Raw genomic sequence first — 21584 nt, 5'->3', positions numbered from 1 at the left:
GCTGGCGGATGGGGGGTTCGCCAACAGTCTAAGGGGTGTCAAACCCAGCCCGACCAGGCAGCACCCGCATCCGGCTACAGTAAGCCCGTGAACGATCGATCCAGCGTCGCGGATCCGGACGAACTTCCTGCGGCGTCATCGTCCGACCGGTCCACCGGGGGACTGACCACTCAGCAGCGCAAGCTGCTCGCGGCAGCCGTCGGACTGTTCGTCGTCTCAGCCGCCTTCTCGCTGGTCATCCATATCTGGCACGGTTACATCGATCTGCAGGTCTACCGCAACGGCGCCCGCGCCTGGCTGGACGGCCGCGATCTCTACGGCCCGATGCCGCAGGTCATGGGGATCGGGCTGCCGTTCACCTATCCGCCGCTGGCCGCGCTGTTCTTCGCACCGCTCGCGCTGATGCCACTGGGTGGCGCGCAATGGCTGGTGCTGCTCACCTCGATCGCGAGCCTGGCGGTCACGCTGTGGCTGGTGCTGATCCGGATCCGCCCGACGATGGACCGGATCACCCGGCTGATCCTGGTGATCGGCGCGGTCGCGATACTCGGCCTGTCCGAGCCCGTCCGCCAGACCTACAACTTCGGCCAGATCAATCTGGTCCTGATGGTGGCGGTCGCACTCGACGTCCTGGTCCGCAAGCCACGGTGGCCGCGCGGAATGCTGATCGGCATCACGGTATCGATCAAGCTGATTCCCGCCGGCTACCTGCTGTACTTCCTGATCCGCCGGGACTGGCGCGCCTGCCTGACCATGATCGTCTCGGCGATCGGTGCGGTCGCGGTGGGTTTCGCGCTCTTCCCGCACGACTCGATCGACTACTGGTTCCACACCCTGTTCGACACCGGCCGCATCGGCCCGCCCCAGTACGCCGGAAATCAGTCCCTCAAGGGGTTCGCCTTCCGGCTCGGAGTGTCCGATGCGACCGCGACCACCATCTGGATCGTGCTGTCGCTCATCGCGATCGGCCTGGCCGCCGTCTGGATGAAGCGGCTGATCGATCAGGGCCACCGGGTCTCGGCACTGCTGGTGAACACCGCGGCGGTCCTGCTCGTCTCGCCGGTGTCCTGGTCGCATCACTGGGTGTGGATCGCCCCGGCGTTGCTCGTCGCCGGTGATGCGATCGCCCGCATCCCGAAGGCCGGTGAACCGGGGGCGGACGACCGCAGCACGGCGCGCCGGCGCTGGTGGATCGCCGCCACCACAGCGATCACCGTGATGTTCATGGTGGGCCCGCAGTGGGTGCTGCCGCACAATGCCGACCGGGAGCTCGACTGGGCCTGGTGGGAGCAGATCATCGGCAGCGGCTATGTGATCGTGGCCTTCGCCGCCCTGGTCATCGCGGTGATCGCCTACCGTCCCGCGGCCGCGGGCATGAGGAAGGCGGCCAGCGCCGCCGCGTAGGACCCCACATCCGCGGCGCCCATGAGTTCACGCGCCGAATGCATCGCCAACTGGGGCGCCCCCACGTCGACGGTCGGCATGCCGGTACGGGCGGCGGTCATCGGTCCGATGGTCGAACCGCAGGGCAGATCCGCGCGGTGCACGTAGCGCTGCAGCGGCACCCCGGCCTGGGCGCAGGCCAGTGCGAAGGCCCCGGCGCCGACCGCGTCGGTGGCGTAGCGCAGGTTCTGGTTGACCTTGAGTACCGGTCCGCAGCCGGCCTCGATGCGATGGGCCGGTTCGTGCCGGTCCGGGTAATTCGGATGGGTGGCGTGAGCCATATCCCCCGAGGCGCAGATCGAGCCTGCCAGGGCAGCCAGGTAGTCCGACCGGCCACCGCCGCGCGCCAGCACGATGCGTTCCAGAATCGTGGGCAGCAGATCCGACTGCGCACCGCGATCGGACTGGCTGCCCACCTCCTCGTGGTCGAACATCGCCAGCACCGCGGTCACACCGGTGTCCGCGTCGGCGGCAGCGAGGAAGGCCTGCAATCCGGCGTAGCAGGTGGCCTGATTGTCCAGCCGCGGTGCGCTCACCAGATCGCCGTCACGGCCGACGACGGCGCTGGGCTGCAGGTCGTGGGTCATCAGTTCCCAGCCCAGGACATCGGTGGCCGCGACCTCGGCCCGTTCGGCCACATAGGCGAGGAACGACCGCGGCCGCTCGCCCAGCCCCCAGATGCCGTTCACATGCCGCTGCGGGTCCAGGCTCACCCCGCGCCGGTCCTCGGAGAGGTGGATCGCCAACTGCGGTACCCGCACCACCGGATCGTCGATGCGGACCAGCCGCTGCACCAGTTCATCGCCCGAACGCACGGTCAACCGGCCCGAGATCCCCAGGTCGCGATCCAGCCAGGAATTGAGCCAGGCGCCACCGTAGGGCTCCAGCCCGATCAGCTGCCACCCGGCCACCGCCAGGTCCGGATGTTGTTTCACCCGCAGATTCGGACTGTCGGTATGGGCGCCGAGCACCCGGAACGTACCGGCCGGGTCGGTGGCCGAGCCGGCCCAGGCGACCAGCGATCCACCGCGGATCACGAAGTACCGACCGGCTCCCCCGGTGTCGCGCCACGGCCGGGACTCGGGCAGTTCGGTGAAGCCGTGCGCGATCAATTCGGCTGCGGCCGTCCGACATACATGAAACGGAGAAGGAGCGGAATCGACGAAGGCGCACAATCCGGAGGCCGTCGCGGCGGTGGAAACGGACATGCCGCGATCCTATCGGCCGGCCCTCACTCGGACTCGGTCTGCACCATCAACTCGAGCAGCCGCAGCAGTTCCGTATGGTTTCCGGCACCGATGCGCCGGCGGAGATCCATTTCGGCGAGCGTCTCCTCCTCGCGCACCGAATCCACCAGGTCCTTACCCCGATGGGTCAGCCCGATCAGGATCCGGCGGCGGTCGTCCTCGGCAGCGATGCGGAAGATCAGGCCGCGTTCGGCGAGCGCATCGGCATGACGAGTGGCCGAGGAGGGCGGCAGCTGCGCACGCAGCGCCAACTCGCTCATGGTGATGCCGGAGCGGTCGGACATATTCGACAGCATCGCCCATTGGTCGGCAGTCAACTGCCGATCACACAACGCCGCGTCCAGATGACGTAACCAACCGCGTTCCGCAGCCCGCAGTGCACCGTGCAACGTCGCGACGCCATTTAGAATGGTCGACATATTTCTCCGCCCCATCATTTCGCTCGGATACGAAGAAGGGTACCGAATGTTCTCCTTCAGCGAGAGCCCGGACGAAGTGGTCGAGGTGCTGAATATCGTGCCCCTGCAGGGGCCTGCCGGAATTGTCGCTCCCTCGTGTGAGGCCGCCATTTCCCTTGCGGCCGAAGAAATCAACGAAGGCAGCGGAATTCTGGGACGGCAGGTCCGGGTGACCACCGTGGACGGCGGCCGGACCCCGAACGAGGTCGCCGACGAAGTCGCCGCCCTGCTGGCGACCGGAATGATCGATGCCATCACCGGCTGGCATATTTCGGCGGTCCGTCAGGCAGTCGCGCGAGTAACCGCGGGCCGGGTTCCGTACCTGTTCGCCAACGTCTACGAGGAATTACCCAACGAACCGGCCGAGGTGGTGATGATCGGTGAGGCCCCCACCGGCCATATCCTGCCCGCCATGCGGTGGCTGGCCCGGGAATTCGGTGCCCGCCGCTGGGCGATCATCGGCAACGACTACATCTGGCCGGTCGCGACCGGCCGCGATATCCGCGCCGCCTATCGCGAATCGATCGTGTACGAGCGGTACGTTCCGCTGGGCACCCGTGATTTCCGCGCCGTGCTCACCGATCCGCGCTTCGGAGCAGCCGATGCGGTGGTGATGTTGCTGGTGGGAATGGATGCGGTCCGTTTCAATCAGCAATTCAGCGCCACCGGCCGCGCGGCCGGCCAGGTGCGGGTCAGTCCCGTCATCGACGAACAGATGCTGCTCGCCGCCGGACCGGGCGCCAATGCCAACCTCTACGTGGCATCGAGTATGTTTCCCGACGTCAGCGCCGATCCCGGCCGGCTGGAACGCTATCACCGCATGCACGGGCGCTTCGCACCGAAGCTCACCTACTTCGGAAACACCGCCTACGAGGCATTACATACGTTACGGGCCATGGCGACGGCGGTCGGCTCACTCGAGGTGCCGCAGATGCGCGCCGCGCTGGACACCGGGCTGATCCTGGAGACACCCTCCGGGCCGCGCCGGTATCGCCACAACCACGTGGTCCGCCCGCCCAGCCTGATCGCTCAGGCAGAGGGCGTGGACCTGCGGATCATCGATACGCTGTACTGAGCGCAGGCGTTGCCCTCAGGCGGTGGCGACCAGGCTGTCGAGTACCGACAGAAACATCCCGAGGCCGTCGTCGCTCGGGCCGGTCAGCGGCTCGGTGGCATGTTCGGGGTGCGGCATCAGCCCGACGACCCGGCCGTTCGCGGACGCGATACCGGCGATCGCACGCTGCGAACCGTTCGGGTTGTCACCCGCGTAGCGGAACACGACCCGGCCCTCGCCCTCCAGTTCGTCGAGGACAGATTCCGAGGCCTGGTAACGACCTTCGGCATTCTTGACCGGGATCAGGATCTGCGCGCCCGATTCGTAGCGGGAGGACCACGCCGTACCACTGGATTCCACCCGCAGCCACTGATCGCGGCAGACGAAGTGCAGCCCCTCGTTACGGGTCAGTGCGCCGGGCAGCAGTCCGGCCTCGCACAGCACCTGGAAGCCGTTGCAGATGCCCAGCACGGGCATGCCCTTACCGGCAGCCTCCACGACCTTGCCCATCACGGGCGCGAACCGCGCGATGGCACCGGCACGCAGGTAGTCGCCGTAGGAGAAGCCGCCGGGCACGATCACCGCGTCGACACCGCGGAGGTCGGCGTCGGCATGCCACAGGCTCACGGCCTCGCCGCCGGCCAGCCGGACCGCCCGAGCCGCATCGACGTCGTCGAGCGTGCCCGGGAAGGTGATGACACCGATACGCGCAGTGCTGGTCACGGCAGCCGCACCACTTTCCAGTCCTCGATCACCGTGTTGGCGAGCAGGGCCTCGGCGATCTTCTCGAGCTCCGCATCGCTGACGCTCTCGTCGATGTCGAGTTCGAATCGCTTGCCCTGGCGCACATCCGAAACGCCCGGAAAGCCCAGTCGTCCGAGCGCGCCGGCGATGGCCTGACCCTGCGGATCCAGGATCTCGGCCTTCGGCATCACCTCGACCACAACTCGTGCCACGCGTTGCTCCTCAAGCTGGTGGGGGGATTACCGCAACAGCTTAATCGGCGCTGCTGACCGGCGCCGCGCCGGGCCACCTGCCCTCCGAGCGCTAGCGTGGGCATATGCGTATCGCCCACTTCGGTCATTCCTGCGTTCTCGTCGAATTGAACGGTGTGAAGGTCCTGTTCGACCCGGGCACCTTCGCGCACGGCTTCGAGGGCATCACCGGGCTCGACGCCATCGCGATCACCCATCAGCATCCCGACCACATCGACCCGGCCCGGATCGAAGCGCTGGTCGAGGCCAACCCCGGCGCCCGGCTGCTCAGCGATCCGCAGACCGCACAGCAGCGTGGCGAGGGCTGGGAGGCCGTGCACGCCGGAAATATCGTGAACGTCGGTGACCTGCAGATCACCGGGGGCGGTGGCCGGCATGCGGTGATCCATCCCGATATTCCGGTCATCGACAACACCGTCTTCCAGCTGGGCAGCGCAGCCGACCCGGCCCAGTTCGTGCACCCGGGCGATTCGCTGTGGGTGCCGCCGGTGCCGGTAGGTGTGCTCGCCATTCCCGCCGCGGCACCGTGGATGAAGCTCAGCGAAACCGTCGACTACCTGCGCGCGGTGTCGCCGCGGACCGCACTGCCGATCCACTACGGCGTCATCGCGCCCGAAGCGCAGGGCATCTATTTCGGCCGGTTGACCGAGATGCGACCGGAAGGCACCGAGTTCACCACGGTCGAGCCCGAGACCCAGCGGGACATCTGAGTCCGCACCCGGCCGCGTCGCGGACGGGGTTCACCCGGTGTACGAGGTGAGAAACAATGCCTCGGTCAGCGCCACCTGTTCGATCTCGCCGGGGTCCACGCTCTCGTTGGGCGCGTGGATCAGGCAGGCCGGTTCCTCGACACCGATCAGCATGATCTCGGCGTCCGGGTAGGTGTCGGCGAAGACAGTGCACAGCGGGATCGAGCCGCCCTGTCCCTGCGTCGTGGCCGGGCGGCCGTAGGCCGCGGCGAACGCGGCCTCCATCGCCCGCCGGGCCGGGCCGCCGGTCCCGGAACGGAACGGTGCGCCGGTGCCTTCGAGTTCGATGTGCACTCGCGCACCCCACGGCGCATTCGATTCCAGATGAGCGGTCAGGGCCCGCAACGCCGAGTCGGGGTCCACACCGGGCGGGATGCGCAGATTGAGCCGGGCCCGCGCAGTGGGCTGGATCGCCGCCGCCGAGCCGACCACCGGAGGCACGTCGATCCCCAGAATAGTCACGGCCGGACGGGCCCACAGCATGTCGGCGACAGCGCCGCTGCCGAGCAAGTGCACCCCGTCGAGCACGCCCGCGTCGGCGCGGAACTGCTCGGCCGGATACTGCACGCCGTCCCAGCGCTGCTCGGCCGGCAGACCCGCGACGGTGGTGTCGCCGTGCTCGTCACGCAGGGTGGACAACAGCCGGACCAACGCGGCGGTCGCATCCGGGGCGGCACCGCCGAACATTCCGGAATGTATTGGGCCCGAGAGTGTTTCGACAGTGACGAGGACGTTCACATTGCCCCGCAGGGTTTGTGTGAAGGTGGGCACCCCGACAGCGACGTTGCCACAGTCGGCGATCACCAGCGCGTCCGCGCGCAGCAGCTCCGGATGGGCGGGGACGAATTCCTCCAGGCCGCCGGTCCCCTGCTCCTCCGACCCCTCCGCGACCAACGTGATGCCGACCGGGAATCCGTTGTCACCCATCATGTTCTGTACTGCCCGCAGTGCTGTGAGGTGAGCGATCAGATTGCCCTTGCAGTCGGCCGCGCCGCGTCCGTACCAGCGACCGTCCCGTTCGGTGAGCTCCCATACCGGGCTGTCCCAGGCCGCCTCGTCGACCGGGGGCTGCACGTCGTAGTGGCAGTACAGCAACACCGTGGGCGCGCCGGCGGGTGCCGGATACCTGGCCACTACCGCCTCGCTACCGTCCGGTGTCGGATGCAGTCCGACATCGGTCAGCCCGACGGCGGAGCAGGCATCGGCGACCCACCGTGCCGCCTGCCGGCACTCCTGCACCGGGAACTGCCGCTCGTCGGCGACCGATCGATAGGCCACCAACCGGGCCAGATCCGTGCGCGCCTGCGGCATGAGCGAGTGCACCTGTGCGCGCAGCCGCGCGGTCCGTTCGTCGCCGGTCATCGCCCGCCACCTCTCCTGTGCTCGACATTCCCGAGCCACCGTATCCGCCCCGTCGGTCCACCCGCGCGCGTATCCATCGCGCCGTTCGTCCACGTCCGGGCAGCTCGGAGGGCATCATGGGATACGAACCCGAGCGCGATCGAAGTCCCTGGAGAGGATGAGATGGCTGCACTACCGGAATCAGACGACCTGTTCGCCATGCCCGATCTGGATCGCGGCGCCCCCAAGGGCACCTTTCCGGATCCCGAGATGCCGGCGCAGGAGGCTTACCAGATCGTGCACGACGAGCTGATGCTCGACGGCGTCTCACGGATGAATCTGGCCACCTTCTGCACCACCTGGATCGACGAGTACGCGCAGCGACTGATGGCTCAGAGCCTGGCCAAGAACATCGTCGACAAGGACGAGTACCCGCAGACCGCCGAGTTGGAGCGCCGCTGCGTCCGGATGGTCGCCGACCTGTGGCATGCACCGCATCCCGACACCACACACGGCACCTCCACCACCGGTTCCAGCGAGGCCGCCATGCTCGGTGGCCTCGCGGCGAAGACACGCTGGCGCAAACGTGGCGGGCAGGGCGTGCCCAACTTCGTCTGCGGGCCGGTCCAGGTCTGCTGGGAGAAGTTCGCCCGGTATTTCGATGTGGAGATCCGGCAGGTGCCGCTGCGCGGGGACCGCTACACCATGCATCCGGACGACCTTGCCGCACACTGTGATTCGAACACGATCATGGTGGTGGCGACCATGGGCCAGACCTACACCGGCCTGTTCGAGGACATCGCCGCGATGAGTGCGACACTGGACGAACTGCAGGCCCGCACCGGACTGGACGTTCCCCTGCATGTCGACGCCGCCAGCGGCGGCTTCCTCGCTCCCTTCACCGCACCGGATCTGGTGTGGGACTTCCGGTTACCGCGGGTGAAGTCGATCAACGCCTCCGGGCACAAGACCGGACTGGCGCCGCTGGGCGCCGGGTGGGCGATCTGGCGCGACACCGACGACCTGCCCGCCGAGCTGATCTTCGATGTGGACTATCTGGGCGGCAGCATGGCTACCTTCAATCTGAACTTCTCCCGACCGGGCGGGCAGGCCATCACCCAGTACTACGACTTCATCCGACTGGGCCGAACCGGATACACCCGGGTGCAGTCGGCGATCTACCGGGTCTGCCGGCACCTGGCCCAGGGGCTGTCGGATACCGGGCTGTTCGAGATGATTCACGACGGCTCCACCGAGCAGGGCATCAGTGCGGTGTCGTGGAAGCTGCGCGGGGATCCGGGGTTCAACCTCTACGACCTGTCCGAGCGGCTGCGCTCGCGCGGCTGGCTGATCGCCGCCTACCCGCTGCCCGCCGATCGGCAGGACGAGACGATCATGCGCGCGGTCATCCGGCACGGCTTCACCCACGATATGGCCGATCTGCTGCTGGCCGATATCGACCGATGCATCGACCAGCTGCGGAAACATCCGCTGTCGGTGCCGCTGACCCGCCGGGAAGCGGGCGGTTTCACCCACGATGCCACCGCCGCGGTATCGGACGAGTCGATCGCGAACGCACTCGACCTGCGGTAGCCGCTTCCCGCCTCGACACCTCGGACCAGGCCGGTACGCACCGGTGGCGCCGTCGGCGACGGCGCCACCGGGTAGCTCAGTTCTCGCCGCCGAGACCCAAGGTATCGAGGACCCAGGCGAATTCGAACGCCACTTCCTTCCACTTCTCGTAGCGTCCGCTGACCCCACCGTGTCCCGCGCTCATCTCGGTCTTCAGTAGGAGCTGGGAATCTCCGGTCTTCGTGGCCCGCAGGGCAGCAACCCACTTGGCCGGCTCCACGTACAGCACCCGGGTGTCGTTGATGCTGGTGATCGCCAGAATTGCCGGATAGTTCTGCGCCGCGACGTTCTCATACGGCGAGTACGCCTTCATATAGGCGTAGACCTCGGGATCTTCGAGCGGGTTACCCCACTCGTCCCATTCGATGACCGTCAGTGGCAGCGACGGGTCGAGAATCGAGGTGAGCGGATCCACGAACGGCACATTCGCGAGAATGCCGGCGAACAGTTCCGGTGCCAGATTGGCCACCGCACCCATCAGCAGACCCCCGGCGCTACCGCCGTCGGCGATCATCTGCTGCGGTGTCGTCACCCCGGCGTCGATCAGATGCTGTGCGCAGGAAACGAAGTCGGTGAAGGTGTTCTTCTTGGTGAGCGTCTTACCGTGCTCGTACCAGAGCCGGCCCATCTCACCGCCGCCGCGCACATGTGCGACGGCGAAGACCACACCCCGGTCCAGCAGCGACAGCCGTGACACCGAGAAACCCGGGTCGATGCTGGCCTCGTAGGAGCCGTAACCGTAGAGCAGCAACGGCTTCGGCTCGGCACCCTCGCTGTCGCGACGGCGCACCACCGAGATCGGAATTCGGGTGCCGTCCGCGGCGGTCGCCCAATCGCGGTGCTGCACATACTCTTCCGGATCGTAACCACCGAGGACCTGCTGCTGCTTGCGCAGCATCATCTCACCGGTGGCCGGCACGTAGTCGAAGATCTGCATCGGGGTGATGAACGAGGTCACGCCCACCCGCAGTGTCGGCTGCGCCCATTCCGGATTCGATCCCATACCGGCGGAGAACAGTTCCAGGCCGAAGTCCAGCTCCCGGCGCTCGCCGTAGCCGTCGGCGGTCAACGGCCACACCGCTACCCGCGGCAGCGCCTCACGCCGGTACGACAGCACCAGATGCTCGGCGAAGCAGTCGATATCCTCGAGCCGCACATCGTCGCGGTGCCCGATCAGCTCGGTCATCGCGGAGGGGTCCTCCAGCGGCGCCTCGGCCAGCACGAAGTTCTCCGCCTTCACGCCGTCGACCACATCGTTGTGCAGGATCAACAGCCGATCGCGCCCGCCGATCACCGCATGCTCGGCGGAGTACTCCACGCCCTCGCGGCGCGGCAGCAGCACCCGGAACTCGCCCTCGGGCCGGTCGGATTCGAGGATCCAGCCCTCGCTGGTGATCTTCGACCCGACCCAGATCATCAGGTACTTCTCGGAACGGGTGGCCCCGATACTCACCCAGTACCGTTCGTCGGGCTCGTGGAATACGGTCACGTCGTCGCTGTGCGCGGAACCGAGACGGTGCCGCCACACGGTATCGGGCCGCCAGGATTCGTCGACGGTCTGATAGAAGATATGCGTTCCGTCCAGCGACCAGGTCGCACCGGGCGCCGTCCCGGGAATTTCGTCGCCCAGCAGTTCACCGCTGCGCAGATCCTTGATGCGCAGCACATACCGCTCGTCACCGACGGTATCGGTGGAATAGGCGAGCTGAGTGCCGTCGTGGCTGATCGAATAGGCCCCGAGGGCGAAGAAATCGTGCCCTTCGGCGAGCACATTGCTGTCGAGCAGAATCTCCTCACCAGCGATCTCTACGTCGGCGTCGAGCTGTGGCGGGGTCCAGTCGTCGGGGTCCGACACCGGGCAACGGCAGTGCACGCCGTACTGACGCCCCTCGAAACTGCGGGAGTAATACCAATAGTCGCCGAGCCGCGCCGGCACCGACAGATCGGTCTCCTGGGTGCGTGATTTGATCTCGTCGAAAATCCGCGCGCGCAGTGGAGCCAGATGTTCGGTCTGCGCGTCGGTATAGGCGTTCTCGGCCTCGAGATAGGCAACCACTTCGGGGTCGTCTTTATCGCGCAGCCATTCGTAGGGGTCGACGAAAGTGTCACCGTGATGGGTGCGCTGCGCCGGGATTTGTTTGGCAACCGGCGGGGTTACCGCCGCGGGATCGCCGGTATTCGGGATGGTTCCGGTACCACTGTCGAGAGCCATGGTGACCACCGTAATCGCGGCCCGCCCCCAGCGGGCGCAGGACCCCGCACTCGCCGTCGTCATCCACGGCGGCGAGTGCGGGTACCGATCCCGAGCTAACCCAGCCCGGTAGTGCGCGGCGTAGGCCGACGCAGGTCACGCCCGTTGCCGCGGGCCGAACGGCGAGATTCCATCAGGAAGAACAGTGCGGCTTTGCGACGCGGGCATTGGTCGTTGGGACAGCTGCTGTGACTGTGCAGGATGTTGTGCGCCTGCTCGACGGTGAGGTGCCGGGGCACCACCGCGCAACTGTCGAAGACGGGTGCCATGCGGTGCTCCATCCTTGTCGTCCCTTCAGTGCGGCAGGACGTGTGCCCTGAATCTGTGTCCTGGTCGACGCCATATGTCTGCCACAAGAAGGGGGTTTCCGCTCCGGTTGCGCCGTAAACCAGCACTGTTGCCGGTACGCCCGCACGACGTCGACATTCCGCAGGTGGGAATATCCGTGTGATTCCGGCCATGCCGATACGGACGGATTTCCGGCGGCTGCGATATCACCTCCGCGAACCGAATAGGGTCGGTGCACGACAGCGCCCCGCCGGTCGACCGGTGGGCACAGACATCGATCAGGAGCACAGCGTGGAAGCGAAGAATCGCGATATCGAGCCGGGAGCGGTCTGGCAGCGCAGTGGGGAGGGGGCCGGGGGCGTCGAGATCGCATTCCTGGCCAGCGGAAATATCGGTCTGCGGGATGCGAAGAACCCGGACGGGCCGACGCTGATCTTCACCCCCGGCGAGTGGCGGGCCTTCGTCGCAGGAGCCAAGGACGGCGAATTCAACCGGCCCGGCGCGGCAACCGCCTGAGGGCAACAGCCCCGGCCCGTGCACGGGCCGGTCAGGCGCCGATCGCACCGCCGACCGTCGGCCAGGAGGCATGCAGATAGTCCTGCCAGTACGACCACGAGTGGGTGCCGACCGGGCTGTGATCGACCCGGGCCGGGATCCGCAAGGCGCGCAGCCGCTGTTCGAAGGCGGTTACACAGATGCCGACACCGGCCTCGATCGGTCCGCCGAGCAGGATGTTCTCCGGCAACTGCGGTTTGATCTCCGCCTCGTGCGGCCCCGGAATGCCGGTACCGGTGGACAGGTAGATGGTCTTGCCCCGCAGTCGCTCCGCGAGCAGTGCCGGATCGTGCGCACCCCATTCGGGGCTGCCCGGCGCGCCCCACATATTCAGTGGATTGCCGCCGCGGTTGGCCACCGAGAACATGATCGCGCCCTGCGCCATGCCCAGGTCCGGGCAGGCGCTGTAACCGGCCACCGCCTGGTACAGCTCGGGATGGCGCACCGCGAGCACGAATGCGGCGATACCACCCATCGACAGGCCGCCGATCGCGTTGACGCCGTTCCCGGCGAAGGTGGCGTCGATGATCGGCGGGAGTTCCCGGGTCAAGAAGGTCTCCCACCGGTAGCGGCCGAAGTGCGGATCGTCGGACTGCCAGTCGGTGTAGTAACTCGCCTGGCCACCGATCGGCAGCACGACATTGACATTCTTACCGGCGAAGAAAGGCTCGGCGTCGGTGGCGTTGGTCCAGGTGCTCTGCGTGACACCGGGATCCAGGCCGTCGAGCAGATAGTAGCTGGGCCGGGCGCCGCCACCGGCCGGATGCAGTACCTGTACCTGGATGGTGCGGCCCATGGACGGCGAGTCGATGAACAGTGCCGTGCGAGTGGGGCGCACCTCGTCGACGCGGACCACCTGCGCCGCCGCGGCCCGCGGTAGCGGCCCGGCCCAGGGAGCGAAGAGACCGAGACCGAGCGCCAGCACAACAGCAGCAACGAGCGAACGACGCACGGCCCCACCTCCATCAGCCCACCACAATTGCTACTCAACGTAGCTCACGCCGGGGTTTCCGGGTGGTCTTTCCTTCTTCGGCGTTTCTTCAGCAAACCGCGCGGTGTGCTCTCGGTACGCCCGAGGAGGAGTGAGTCGCTAGTTCCCCGAAGCCTGCGGGGACGCGCGCCGGTCCGCGGCGGCGATCGACGCGGCCAGATAATCCAGGTCGGCACGCGCCGGACCGGTAGCGCGGTAACGCAACCCGAATCCGTCGCCCGAAGTCCGGGGAATGACATGCAGATGGACGTGGAACACTTCCTGCCCTGCGACCTCGCCGTCGGCGAGGAACAGATTCACCCCGTCGCACGCCACCTCGGACTCGCGCAGCGCGGCCGCCAAGCGCTGACCGACCCGAAAGAGCTTGCCGCCGACCACCGGATCGAGTTCCGCCAGACTGCGCGCCGCGACCTTCGGAATCACCAGCAGATGTCCGGGCGTCATCGGACGAATATCCATGAACGCGAGGACATCCGCATCCTCGTAGACCTTGGACGACGGTGCCCGCCCCGCCACGATGTCGGCGAAGATGCTGTAAGGGTCCATCCGCCAACCCTAGTGCCGGGTTCGCGTGCCCCGCCGCACTACAGGATCGGCGAAGGCGTGTAGCGCGCCGCCTCGGGATGAGCGTCGATCAGCTTCTGTACCTGCGCCACCACGGCACCCACCTGCGCCTCGGCGGCACCGATGAAGGCGGTGCGGTCGGCGAGGGCGGCATCGAGCCCGGCGCGGTCCAACGGCATGCGATCGTCGGCGGCGAGCCGGTCCAGCAGGTCCGGTTCCCGGCCCTGCTCGCGCATGGCCAGCGCCACGGCGACCGCATGCTCCTTGATCACCTCGTGCGCGCTCTCGCGCCCCACCCCGGCCCGCACGGCCGCCATCAGGATGCGGGTGGTGGCCAGGAAGGGGAGGTAGCGGTTGAGTTCGCGCTCGACCACCGCGGGGTAGGCACCGAACTCGGTGAGCACGGTGAGGAAGGTTTCCATCATGCCGTCGATGGCGAAGAAGGCATCCGGCAGTGCGACCCGGCGCACCACCGAGCAGAACACATCACCCTCGTTCCATTGCGCGCCGGACAGTTCCGCGGCCATCGAGCCGTACCCGCGCAGCACCACCTGCAGGCCGTTGACACGCTCGCAGGAGCGGGTGTTCATCTTGTGCGGCATCGCGGAACTGCCGACCTGGCCCGGCTGGAACCCCTCGGTCACCAGCTCGTGCCCGGCCATCAGCCGCACGGTGTGCGCGAACGAGGACGGGCCCGCACCCAGATGCACCAGTGCGGAGACCACATCGTGGTCGAGCGAGCGCGGATAGACCTGGCCGACGCTGGTCAGCACGGTCGAGAAGCCGAGGTGGCGCGCCACCTTCTGTTCCAGTTGCGCGAGCTTGCCCGCATCGCCGTCGAACAGGTCCAGCATGTCCTGCGCGGTCCCCATCGGCCCCTTGATCCCGCGCAGCGGATAGCGATCGATCAGCTCGCGCACCCGCTGCAGCGCGATGAGAACCTCATCGGCAGCACTGGCGAAACGCTTACCCAGCGTGGTCGCCTGCGCCGCCACATTGTGCGAACGACCGGCCATCACCAGCGACTGATATTCGGCCGCCCGCTCCGCCAGCCGTGCCGCGACCGCGACCCCGTGCTCGAAGACATGATCGAGCGACAACCGGATCTGCAGCTGTTCCACATTCTCGGTGAGATCGCGGCTGGTCATCCCCTTGTGGATGTGCTCGTGGCCGGCGAGGGCGTTGAATTCCTCGATCCGTGCCTTCACATCGTGGCGGGTGATCCGCTCCCGCTCGGCGATCGAGGCGAGATCCACCTCACCGAGCACCCGCTCGTAATCCTCGATCACCTCGGCGGTCACCGATTCGGTGCCCGCCGCGCCGAGTTCGGTCTGCGCCCGTAGTACCTCGAGCCACAGTCGGCGCTCGAGCACGATCTTGTTCTCGGGCGACCACAACTGCACCAGTTGCGGGCTGGCATACCGGGTGGCGAGGACATTCGGGACAACAGTCACGGACAGTCAGTCTAGTGTTCGCTGCCTGCCGGGTTGCTGGGGCATCGCTTGCGGCGCGATCATCGGTTGCGGCACCGGCGGCGCGATCACATCGATCAATTCCAGTAACGCGGCGCGGGCGGTGCGCCGCGGTTGCGGATCGGATTCGGCGAGGGCGGCCACCACCGCACCGTCGACCACCGCGACCAGGCGGCGCAGCTGATCGGTGCGCACCATGCGATCGGAGCGGCGCAGCACATCGGCGAGCAGATCTTCGAGTTGCACCCGGAGCCGCAACTGCACCTCACGCAGTTCCGGATGCCGTGCCGAGGCCACCGACCGCTCGTAGCGGGCGATCAGCCGCCCGCGCGCGAATTCGTCGGTTCCTTCGGTACCCACCATCAGGTCCACGATCAGCTCGACGGTTGCCTCCGCGCCTCGCCGGCGATGAGTCACCTCACCGATCCGGTGGCGCATCGCCTCAAGTTCGGCGGTACCGCTGAACTCGACCGCGCGCGCGATCAGATCCTCGAGGGATTCGAAATAGTAGGTCGTCGATGCCAGCGGCAGGTCCGCGCGGGTCGCCACCGAACGGTGGCGCACGGCATCGAAGCCACCTTCGAGGAGCAACTCCGCGGCAGCCGCAACCAATGCTTGGCGACGCCTCTCGCCTTTCGGGGTCGTCGCGGTGATCACCGTGTCATCGTGCCAGTCATCATCGGTTCATCCGTGCCAAATCGGTGCGATCTGTGCAAATCTCTGCGTTTGTCTTTGTACCCCATCGGCGCCGCGCGCGGGGCGGTACGGAATTCTGCGTTTCAGCCGAGGTATCGACGCAGGCGCACCAGCGCCTCCTCGATGTCGGCGGTGGCGCCGGCAAAGGAGAAGCGAACTGTCCGGTGACCGCTGCGGGTGTCGAAATCGATGCCGGGAGCCAACGCCACTCCGGTGTGCGCCAGCAGGTCCGCGCACCAGGCGGTCGAATCCTGGCTCAGGTGGCCGATATCGGCGTAGGCATAGAAGGCGCCGTCGGCGGGAGCGAGATCGGTGATGCCCAGTTCGGGCAGGCCCTCGAGCAGCAAGGCACGGTTGCGTGCATAACGCTGGACATGGGTGTCGAGTTCGCTCTTGGCCTCGGCACCGAAGGCATGCGTGGCCGCGAACTGTGAGATCGCAGGCGGGCAGACCGTCATATTCGAGGCCAACCGCTGCAACGCCGGGCGCAGCCGTTCGGGAGCGAGCATCCAGCCCAACCGCCAGCCGGTCATCGAGAAGTACTTCGACACCGACCCGACCACCACTGATTCGCGCGAGGTCTCCCACGCCGAGCTGACCGGTTCGGTATCTCCGCCGAGTCCCGAATAGGCGATGCCGTGATAGATCTCGTCGGAGATCAGCAGCGTTCCGTGGTCGTCGCACCAGCGGGCCAGCGCCGCCAATTCCTCGGGCGCGATCATCGTCCCGGTCGGATTCGCGGGACTGGCCACCACCAGACCGGCCGGCGGCTCGGGCAGTTCCTCGAGCATGGCGACGGTCGGCTGGAACCGGGTCTGGGGCCCGCAGTCGAGCTCCACGACCCGGCAGCCCAGGGCAGTCAGGGTGTTGCGATAGGCCGGATACCCGGGACGCGCCACCACGACGGTGTCGCCGATGTCGAATGCGGCCAGGAAGATCAGGGTGAACGCCCCCGACGAACCGGTCGTGACGACCACGTCGTCGGCGCTCACTCCGATCCCGTAGCTGCTGCTGTGGTGGTCCGCGATCGCGGCGCGCAGTTCCGGGAGGCCGAAAGTCTCGGTGTAGCCCAGCAACTCGTCGTCGAGTGCGGTGCGGGTCGCCCGCAACACCGGCGCCGGTGCGGGCGTGGACGGCTGACCGGCGGCCAGGACGAGGACATCGCCGTGGGTACGGGCACGTTCGGCCGCGGCCTTCCACACATCCATCACGTAGAAGGTCGGAACCGTGGAACGACGGGATTCACTGCGCACCCGACGACGGTAGAACACCGCGCCGCACCGCTCGCACGCACCGGCTTACTGAGACGTTCCTGTGCACCGTGGCGCCCACCTACGCTATCGGCCGACCCCCTGTTATCGTCGGCAGAATGCCTGAACGGGCACGCCGCGCCGAGCTGTACCAGGGGGGCTGGACCGTGGTCCGCCCGGACTGGCGAACAGCGCTGCAACGGGAGCGGCCACTGTCGGATCGGGTCCGGTCCGCGGCACGCCGCTCCCGTGAATTCGGCTCGGCGGCCGGGGCCGGTTCGCGATCGCTGATCCGGCGGATGCGCAATCGGAACTGGCGCGACGACTTCGAGACGCTGTGGCCACGGCTGCGCGGCTGGTTGTACCAACACCGGATTCTGGTCGTCGGCATGCTGGTGGTGGCACTGTTCGCGGCTGCCGACACCGTGGCACCGCGGACGATCGACCGCGTTCCCGCACCCGGTACCGCACAACGGATCGCGGTCGCCTATCCGCTGCAGGTGCAGGCCGAACAGGAAACCAGCAAGCGTTATCTGAAGGCCATCGACAACGGCGAGCGCCTGCGTGAGGCCCAGGTGGTGGCCGCCGCGCAACAATCGACGCTGGATCGCGCGAAGGCCGAGGCCGCCGCCGCGGTCTCCGGAGCTCCGCAGCCGTGGTTGCCGGGCCGGCCCGAAGCGATCCCCGGTGGTGTCTTCCCCGGCGGAATCGCACCCGGTATCGGCGGTTTCGCGCTGCCGGCGGTGGGCGCCTTCACCTCCGGATACGGCAGCCGGTGGGGCACCTTCCACCGTGGTATCGATATTGCCGCGCCGATCGGTTCGCCGATCTACGCGGTGGCCGACGGTGTCGTCATCGACGCGGGTCCGGCGCAGGGCTTCGGACTGTGGGTGCGCATCCGGCACAACGACGGCAGCATCTCCGTCTACGGCCACATGTACGACTTCTCGGTCTCGGTCGGCGAGCGGGTCCACGCCGGGCAACAGATCGCCCGAATCGGCAACCGCGGCGACTCCACCGGGCCGCATCTGCATTTCGAAGTGCTGGTCAGCGGTCAGCACATCGATCCACAGCCCTGGTTGGCGCTGCACGGAGTACAGGTCGGCTGAACGCGCGGTTCACACCGCTGCCCGAGCGCGGGCCGCGATCCAGAGGCGAGACTCTCCGGTGAACAGCGCCCGAGCAGCCGGGTGGCGAGAGATCAGACCCGGGCGGGCAGTGAGATGCGGTCCTCTACTGCGGCGAGACCGATATCGGTGCGGAAGTGGCTGCCGGGCAGCTTGATTGCGGCGATGCGCTCGTAGGCGTGCGCGCGCGCTTCGGTCAGATCGGTGCCGGTGGCGACGACATTGAGCACCCGGCCGCCGGCCGACAGCAAGGCCCCGTCCTCGCGCGACGCCGTACCGGCATGCAGCACCGCGGCATCCGCTGCCGTCCCTTCGGTCCCGGAGATGACATCGCCGGTGCGCGGACGACCCGGATAGTTCTCCGCGGCGAGCACCACGGTGATCGCGGCGCCGTCCTTCCAGCGCGGCGGCTGAGCCTCGGCCAGAGTGCCGGTGGCGGTGGCGTAGAGCAGCGCACCGAGCGGGCTGTCCAGCAGTGCCAGCACCGCCTGGGTCTCGGGATCACCGAAGCGGCAGTTGAATTCGACCACCGACGGCCCCGCCTGACCGATCGCCAGCCCCGCGTAGAGCAGGCCCGAGAACGGCACACCGCGCCGAACCATTTCGGCGGCAACGGGTTTCACGACATCGTCGACGATCTCGGTCACGGTCTGCGCGGGCAGCCACGGCAACGGGGTGTAGGCGCCCATCCCGCCGGTATTGGGTCCGGTGTCGCCGTCGCCGACACGCTTGTGATCCTGCGCGGGCAGCAACGGCACCACGGTCTCGCCGTCGACGAGACAGAACAGCGACACCTCGGGTCCGTCCAGGAACGACTCCAGCAGGACCGGGTGACCCTGTTCGAGCAGTTCGGCGCCGTGGTCGCGGGCCGCGGACCGGTCGGTGGTGACGACCACGCCCTTACCGGCCGCCAGCCCGTCGTCCTTGACCACCCAGGTGGGGCCGAAACGATCCAGTGCGGCATCCAGCTCGCCGGGGTGGTCGACGATCTCGCTGTGCGCGGTGCGTACGCCGGCCGCGGCCATCACATCCTTGGCGAAGGCCTTGGAACCCTCGATCCGCGCGGCCGACGCCGACGGCCCGAAGCAGGCGATACCGGCCGCCCGCACCGCGTCGGCAACACCCAGCACCAGCGGCACCTCCGGGCCGATGACGACCAGATCGGCACCGAAGTCGCGGGCCAGTGCCACGACCGCCTCGGCACTGGCCGGGTCGACCGGCCGCACTTCGGCGAGCTGAGCAATGCCCGGGTTACCGGGTGCCGCCGCAATGGCCTGCACCTCCGGGTCCCGTCGCAGGGCCGCTACGAGGGCGTGTTCACGGGCTCCGGAACCGATGACGAGTACGCGCACCCGAGACAGCTTAGGTGACGCGGGTGAACGGCAGATGAGGGTATCGCAACAGCTGCTCACCAGCCCCGATCCGCCGATCACGGAACGGAGAGGCAAGATGGGCCCATGCCCTCCGTTTTCAGTGCGATCATTGCCGGTCAACTTCCGGGGCGGTTCGTGTGGGAGGACGACGAGTTCGTCGCCTTTCTGACGATCGCGCCGGTCACCCCGGGCCATACGCTCATCGTCCCGCGTCAGGAAATCGACCAGTGGCAGGACCTCGATCCGGCGGTGTTCACACGGATCAACGAGGTCGCGCAGAAGGTCGGCCGGGCCGTGCGCAAGGCATGGGATGCGCCGCGCGCGGGCCTGTTGATCGCCGGGCTGGAAGTTCCGCACCTGCACCTGCACGTGTTCCCGGCCTACGAGCTCAGCGACTTCGACATCTCCGGCGCCGACACCGATCCGAGTCCGGAATCGCTGGACGAGGCACAGGCCAAGATCAAACAGGCCCTCCGCGACCTCGGCTACGGCGCCAACGTCCCCGAGTAACAGCCCGCATGTCCCGGGTGCGCGCGGTGCCCGGACCTCAGTCGACCGAACGGGGCAGGCGGACCTCGAAGACGGTGCCCTGTCCTACTCGGCTGTGGACCGCAACAGTGCCACCGTGCGCGGTGACCAGGGCCTGCACGATGGACAGGCCGAGGCCGGTGCCCCCGCTGTCGCGGCTGCGTGAGGTGTCCGTGCGGTAGAAGCGCTCGAACAGGCGCTCGGCTTCCTCGGGCGGCAGCCCGGGCCCGGTGTCGGCGACCTCGATGGTCACCTCGTCCGGCGCGGGGGTCAGCGCTACGGTGACCGCCGCATCGGGCGGGGTGTGGATCAGTGCGTTGTTGACCAGATTTCCCAGCACCTGACGCAACCGGGCCTCGTCCCCCAGCACTTCCAATGTGCCCTCACCGGTACGGATTTCGATGTCGATCGGGCGGCGCGGCGCATCCGGGCGCTGCGCGGCATCGACGGCGCGCGCGTTGTGCACCGCATCGCTGGCCAGGGCCAGCAGATCCACGGGGTGCCGTTCCACCGGCCGCTGTGCATCCAGCCGGGCCAGCATCAGCAGATCCTCCACGAGCAGTCCCATCCGAGTGGATTCGCGCTCGATTCGATCGATGAACAACTCCGGATCCGCCAGCGCACCTTGCCGATACAGCTCGGTGAATCCCTTGATCGTGGTCAACGGCGTACGCAGTTCGTGGCTGGCATCCGCGACGAAGCGGCGCATCCGGGACTCCGAGCGCCGAGCGGCTTCCTCGGACGCCTCGGTGGCAGCGAAGGCGGTCTGAATCTGAGCGAGCATCCCGTTGAGGGACTGAGACAACCGGTCGACCTCGGTATTGGTGCCCTGCACCGGAACTCGGCGATGAAGGTCACCGGCCGCGATCTCGGCCGCAGTCTTCTCCACCTCTCGCAACGGTCGCAGACTGCGGCGGATCACGAACTGCGCGACCACGGCGAGCACGGCCAGCACAATCAGTCCGACCACCACCTGTAGGCCGATCAACCGGTCGACGATGTTCTCGGTCTCGGTCAGGCGGATCGCAATCAGACTGGTGCCGTCTGCCCCGGAGACCCGCACCGCGCGCCAGTGCGCGTCCGGATCACCGACGGTGCCGATGGTCTGCGGTTTCTTCCCGAGATCCGCGGGCGGGTCCGGGACGGTCGGCCCGGACGGAAGCAGCATCCGCACCGCGCCGTCCGGATTGTCGACCCGAACGTAAAACAATTGCGGCGGTCGTTCCCGGCTCTTCGGCATCGGCAGCCGCTGTGGGTCCGGTGCGCCGGGATCCGCCCACGTGTGCGATGCCTCGAACAGCTGTCGATCAACCTTGTCGATCAACACGTTTCGCATCGAGGAGGTCACCGCTACACCCGAGACCACGAGTCCCAGACCGGCGAGCAGGACCAGGACGACGACCAGAGTGATGCGCAGGGGTACCGCGGACAACCGCCGCGAGATCCGCGATCGGAGACCACGTACCGGTGGCCCGGCCGCTGCGGAACGCCGGCGGAAGCCCGGCGCTTCGTCAGGCTTCCCCGCACCGGCAGATCGGTCCGAAACGTGCCCCCGGCCGGACATGGAACC

21 protein-coding genes are annotated in these 21584 nt (G+C 67.6%); 7 read left to right on the top strand and 14 right to left on the bottom strand.

The annotated features are described in order from the left end of the window. Nucleotides 1-87 precede the first annotated feature (87 nt). Nucleotides 88-1404 carry a glycosyltransferase 87 family protein gene (locus NV2_RS17920; protein ID WP_245662656.1) on the top strand — a complete coding sequence of 439 codons (1317 nt, stop codon included), beginning with the start codon at nt 88-90 and terminating at the stop codon, nt 1402-1404. On the opposite strand, the gene NV2_RS17915 is transcribed toward NV2_RS17920, so the two are convergent. After that, nucleotides 1353-2651, bottom strand: coding sequence for a M18 family aminopeptidase (locus NV2_RS17915; RefSeq protein ID WP_067875346.1), 1299 nt, complete (start codon nt 2649-2651; stop codon nt 1353-1355). The two genes, NV2_RS17920 and NV2_RS17915, sit on opposite strands and share 52 nt — an antisense overlap. Before the next feature lie 23 nt (nt 2652-2674). Then, nucleotides 2675-3109: a MarR family winged helix-turn-helix transcriptional regulator gene (locus tag NV2_RS17910; protein WP_067875343.1), complete on the bottom strand. Its 435-nt coding sequence runs from the start codon at nt 3107-3109 to the stop codon at nt 2675-2677. 46 nt (nt 3110-3155) lie between these two features. Between NV2_RS17910 and NV2_RS17905 the strand changes: the two genes are divergently transcribed. Next, nucleotides 3156-4223 carry a substrate-binding domain-containing protein gene (locus NV2_RS17905; protein ID WP_067875340.1) on the top strand — a complete coding sequence of 356 codons (1068 nt, stop codon included), beginning with the start codon at nt 3156-3158 and terminating at the stop codon, nt 4221-4223. A 15-nt stretch (nt 4224-4238) separates the two neighbouring features. Here NV2_RS17905 and purQ read toward each other — a convergent pair whose 3' ends face one another. Both purQ and purS read right to left on the bottom strand, forming a co-directional pair. Then, entirely contained in the window at nt 4239-4925 is a 687-nt protein-coding gene (gene purQ / locus NV2_RS17900) for a phosphoribosylformylglycinamidine synthase subunit PurQ (RefSeq protein ID WP_067875338.1), read from the bottom strand. Continuing rightward, nucleotides 4922-5158, bottom strand: coding sequence for a phosphoribosylformylglycinamidine synthase subunit PurS (gene purS, locus NV2_RS17895; protein WP_067875335.1), 237 nt, complete (start codon nt 5156-5158; stop codon nt 4922-4924). The genes purQ and purS overlap by 4 nt, the downstream gene beginning before the upstream one ends. Before the next feature lie 104 nt (nt 5159-5262). On the opposite strand from purS, the gene NV2_RS17890 reads away from it, so the two are divergent. Then, nucleotides 5263-5907, top strand: coding sequence for an MBL fold metallo-hydrolase (locus tag NV2_RS17890; RefSeq protein ID WP_067875333.1), 645 nt, complete (start codon nt 5263-5265; stop codon nt 5905-5907). 30 nt (nt 5908-5937) lie between these two features. Here the strand turns inward: NV2_RS17890 and NV2_RS17885 are convergent, their stop codons facing one another. Continuing rightward, nucleotides 5938-7308, bottom strand: coding sequence for a dipeptidase (locus NV2_RS17885; RefSeq protein ID WP_067875330.1), 1371 nt, complete (start codon nt 7306-7308; stop codon nt 5938-5940). A 162-nt stretch (nt 7309-7470) separates the two neighbouring features. Between NV2_RS17885 and gad the strand changes: the two genes are divergently transcribed. After that, the gene (gene gad, locus NV2_RS17880; RefSeq protein WP_067875327.1) at nt 7471-8880 is read left to right on the top strand and encodes a glutamate decarboxylase; all 1410 of its coding nucleotides are present in this window, start codon (nt 7471-7473) and stop codon (nt 8878-8880) included. A gap of 76 nt (nt 8881-8956) precedes the next feature. On the opposite strand, the gene NV2_RS17875 is transcribed toward gad, so the two are convergent. Further along, the gene (locus NV2_RS17875) at nt 8957-11131 is read right to left on the bottom strand and encodes a S9 family peptidase (RefSeq protein ID WP_067875496.1); all 2175 of its coding nucleotides are present in this window, start codon (nt 11129-11131) and stop codon (nt 8957-8959) included. A gap of 95 nt (nt 11132-11226) precedes the next feature. Beyond that, the gene (locus tag NV2_RS17870) at nt 11227-11439 is read right to left on the bottom strand and encodes a hypothetical protein (protein ID WP_157102958.1); all 213 of its coding nucleotides are present in this window, start codon (nt 11437-11439) and stop codon (nt 11227-11229) included. Nucleotides 11440-11749: 310 nt separating this feature from the next. Here NV2_RS17870 and NV2_RS17865 point away from each other — a divergent pair, with 310 nt between their 5' ends. Next, complete coding sequence (locus NV2_RS17865) at nt 11750-11974, top strand: DUF397 domain-containing protein (protein ID WP_245662655.1); 225 nt, start codon at nt 11750-11752, stop codon at nt 11972-11974. Between the two features lie 31 nt (nt 11975-12005). Here NV2_RS17865 and NV2_RS17860 read toward each other — a convergent pair whose 3' ends face one another. From NV2_RS17860 to NV2_RS17840, 5 genes are all read right to left on the bottom strand, one after another. Then, nucleotides 12006-12965, bottom strand: coding sequence for an alpha/beta hydrolase (locus NV2_RS17860; protein ID WP_067875321.1), 960 nt, complete (start codon nt 12963-12965; stop codon nt 12006-12008). A gap of 138 nt (nt 12966-13103) precedes the next feature. Next, the gene (locus tag NV2_RS17855; RefSeq protein ID WP_067875318.1) at nt 13104-13550 is read right to left on the bottom strand and encodes an HIT family protein; all 447 of its coding nucleotides are present in this window, start codon (nt 13548-13550) and stop codon (nt 13104-13106) included. Nucleotides 13551-13588: 38 nt separating this feature from the next. Next, the gene (purB, locus tag NV2_RS17850; RefSeq protein ID WP_067875315.1) at nt 13589-15022 is read right to left on the bottom strand and encodes an adenylosuccinate lyase; all 1434 of its coding nucleotides are present in this window, start codon (nt 15020-15022) and stop codon (nt 13589-13591) included. 6 nt (nt 15023-15028) lie between these two features. Further along, nucleotides 15029-15697 carry a TetR/AcrR family transcriptional regulator gene (locus NV2_RS17845; protein ID WP_067875313.1) on the bottom strand — a complete coding sequence of 223 codons (669 nt, stop codon included), beginning with the start codon at nt 15695-15697 and terminating at the stop codon, nt 15029-15031. 122 nt (nt 15698-15819) lie between these two features. Next, nucleotides 15820-16989: a pyridoxal phosphate-dependent aminotransferase gene (locus tag NV2_RS17840; RefSeq protein ID WP_218018999.1), complete on the bottom strand. Its 1170-nt coding sequence runs from the start codon at nt 16987-16989 to the stop codon at nt 15820-15822. Nucleotides 16990-17105: 116 nt separating this feature from the next. Here NV2_RS17840 and NV2_RS17835 point away from each other — a divergent pair, with 116 nt between their 5' ends. Continuing rightward, nucleotides 17106-18095 carry a M23 family metallopeptidase gene (locus tag NV2_RS17835; RefSeq protein WP_067875310.1) on the top strand — a complete coding sequence of 330 codons (990 nt, stop codon included), beginning with the start codon at nt 17106-17108 and terminating at the stop codon, nt 18093-18095. A gap of 92 nt (nt 18096-18187) precedes the next feature. Here NV2_RS17835 and purD read toward each other — a convergent pair whose 3' ends face one another. Next, on the bottom strand, nt 18188-19465 hold the full coding sequence (gene purD, locus NV2_RS17830) for a phosphoribosylamine--glycine ligase (RefSeq protein ID WP_067875307.1): 1278 nt from the start codon (nt 19463-19465) through the stop codon (nt 18188-18190). A gap of 105 nt (nt 19466-19570) precedes the next feature. Between purD and NV2_RS17825 the strand changes: the two genes are divergently transcribed. Further along, on the top strand, nt 19571-19996 hold the full coding sequence (locus NV2_RS17825; protein ID WP_067875304.1) for an HIT family protein: 426 nt from the start codon (nt 19571-19573) through the stop codon (nt 19994-19996). A 37-nt stretch (nt 19997-20033) separates the two neighbouring features. On the opposite strand, the gene NV2_RS17820 is transcribed toward NV2_RS17825, so the two are convergent. Then, complete coding sequence (locus NV2_RS17820) at nt 20034-21578, bottom strand: sensor histidine kinase (RefSeq protein WP_084474998.1); 1545 nt, start codon at nt 21576-21578, stop codon at nt 20034-20036. Nucleotides 21579-21584: the final 6 nt, after the last annotated feature.

The organism is Nocardia vermiculata NBRC 100427 (genome assembly GCF_001613265.1).
GTDB classification, from domain to species: domain Bacteria; phylum Actinomycetota; class Actinomycetes; order Mycobacteriales; family Mycobacteriaceae; genus Nocardia; species Nocardia vermiculata.
The sequence above is the reverse complement of the archived record's forward strand: the minus strand, read 5'-3'. Positions and strand labels throughout refer to the sequence as shown.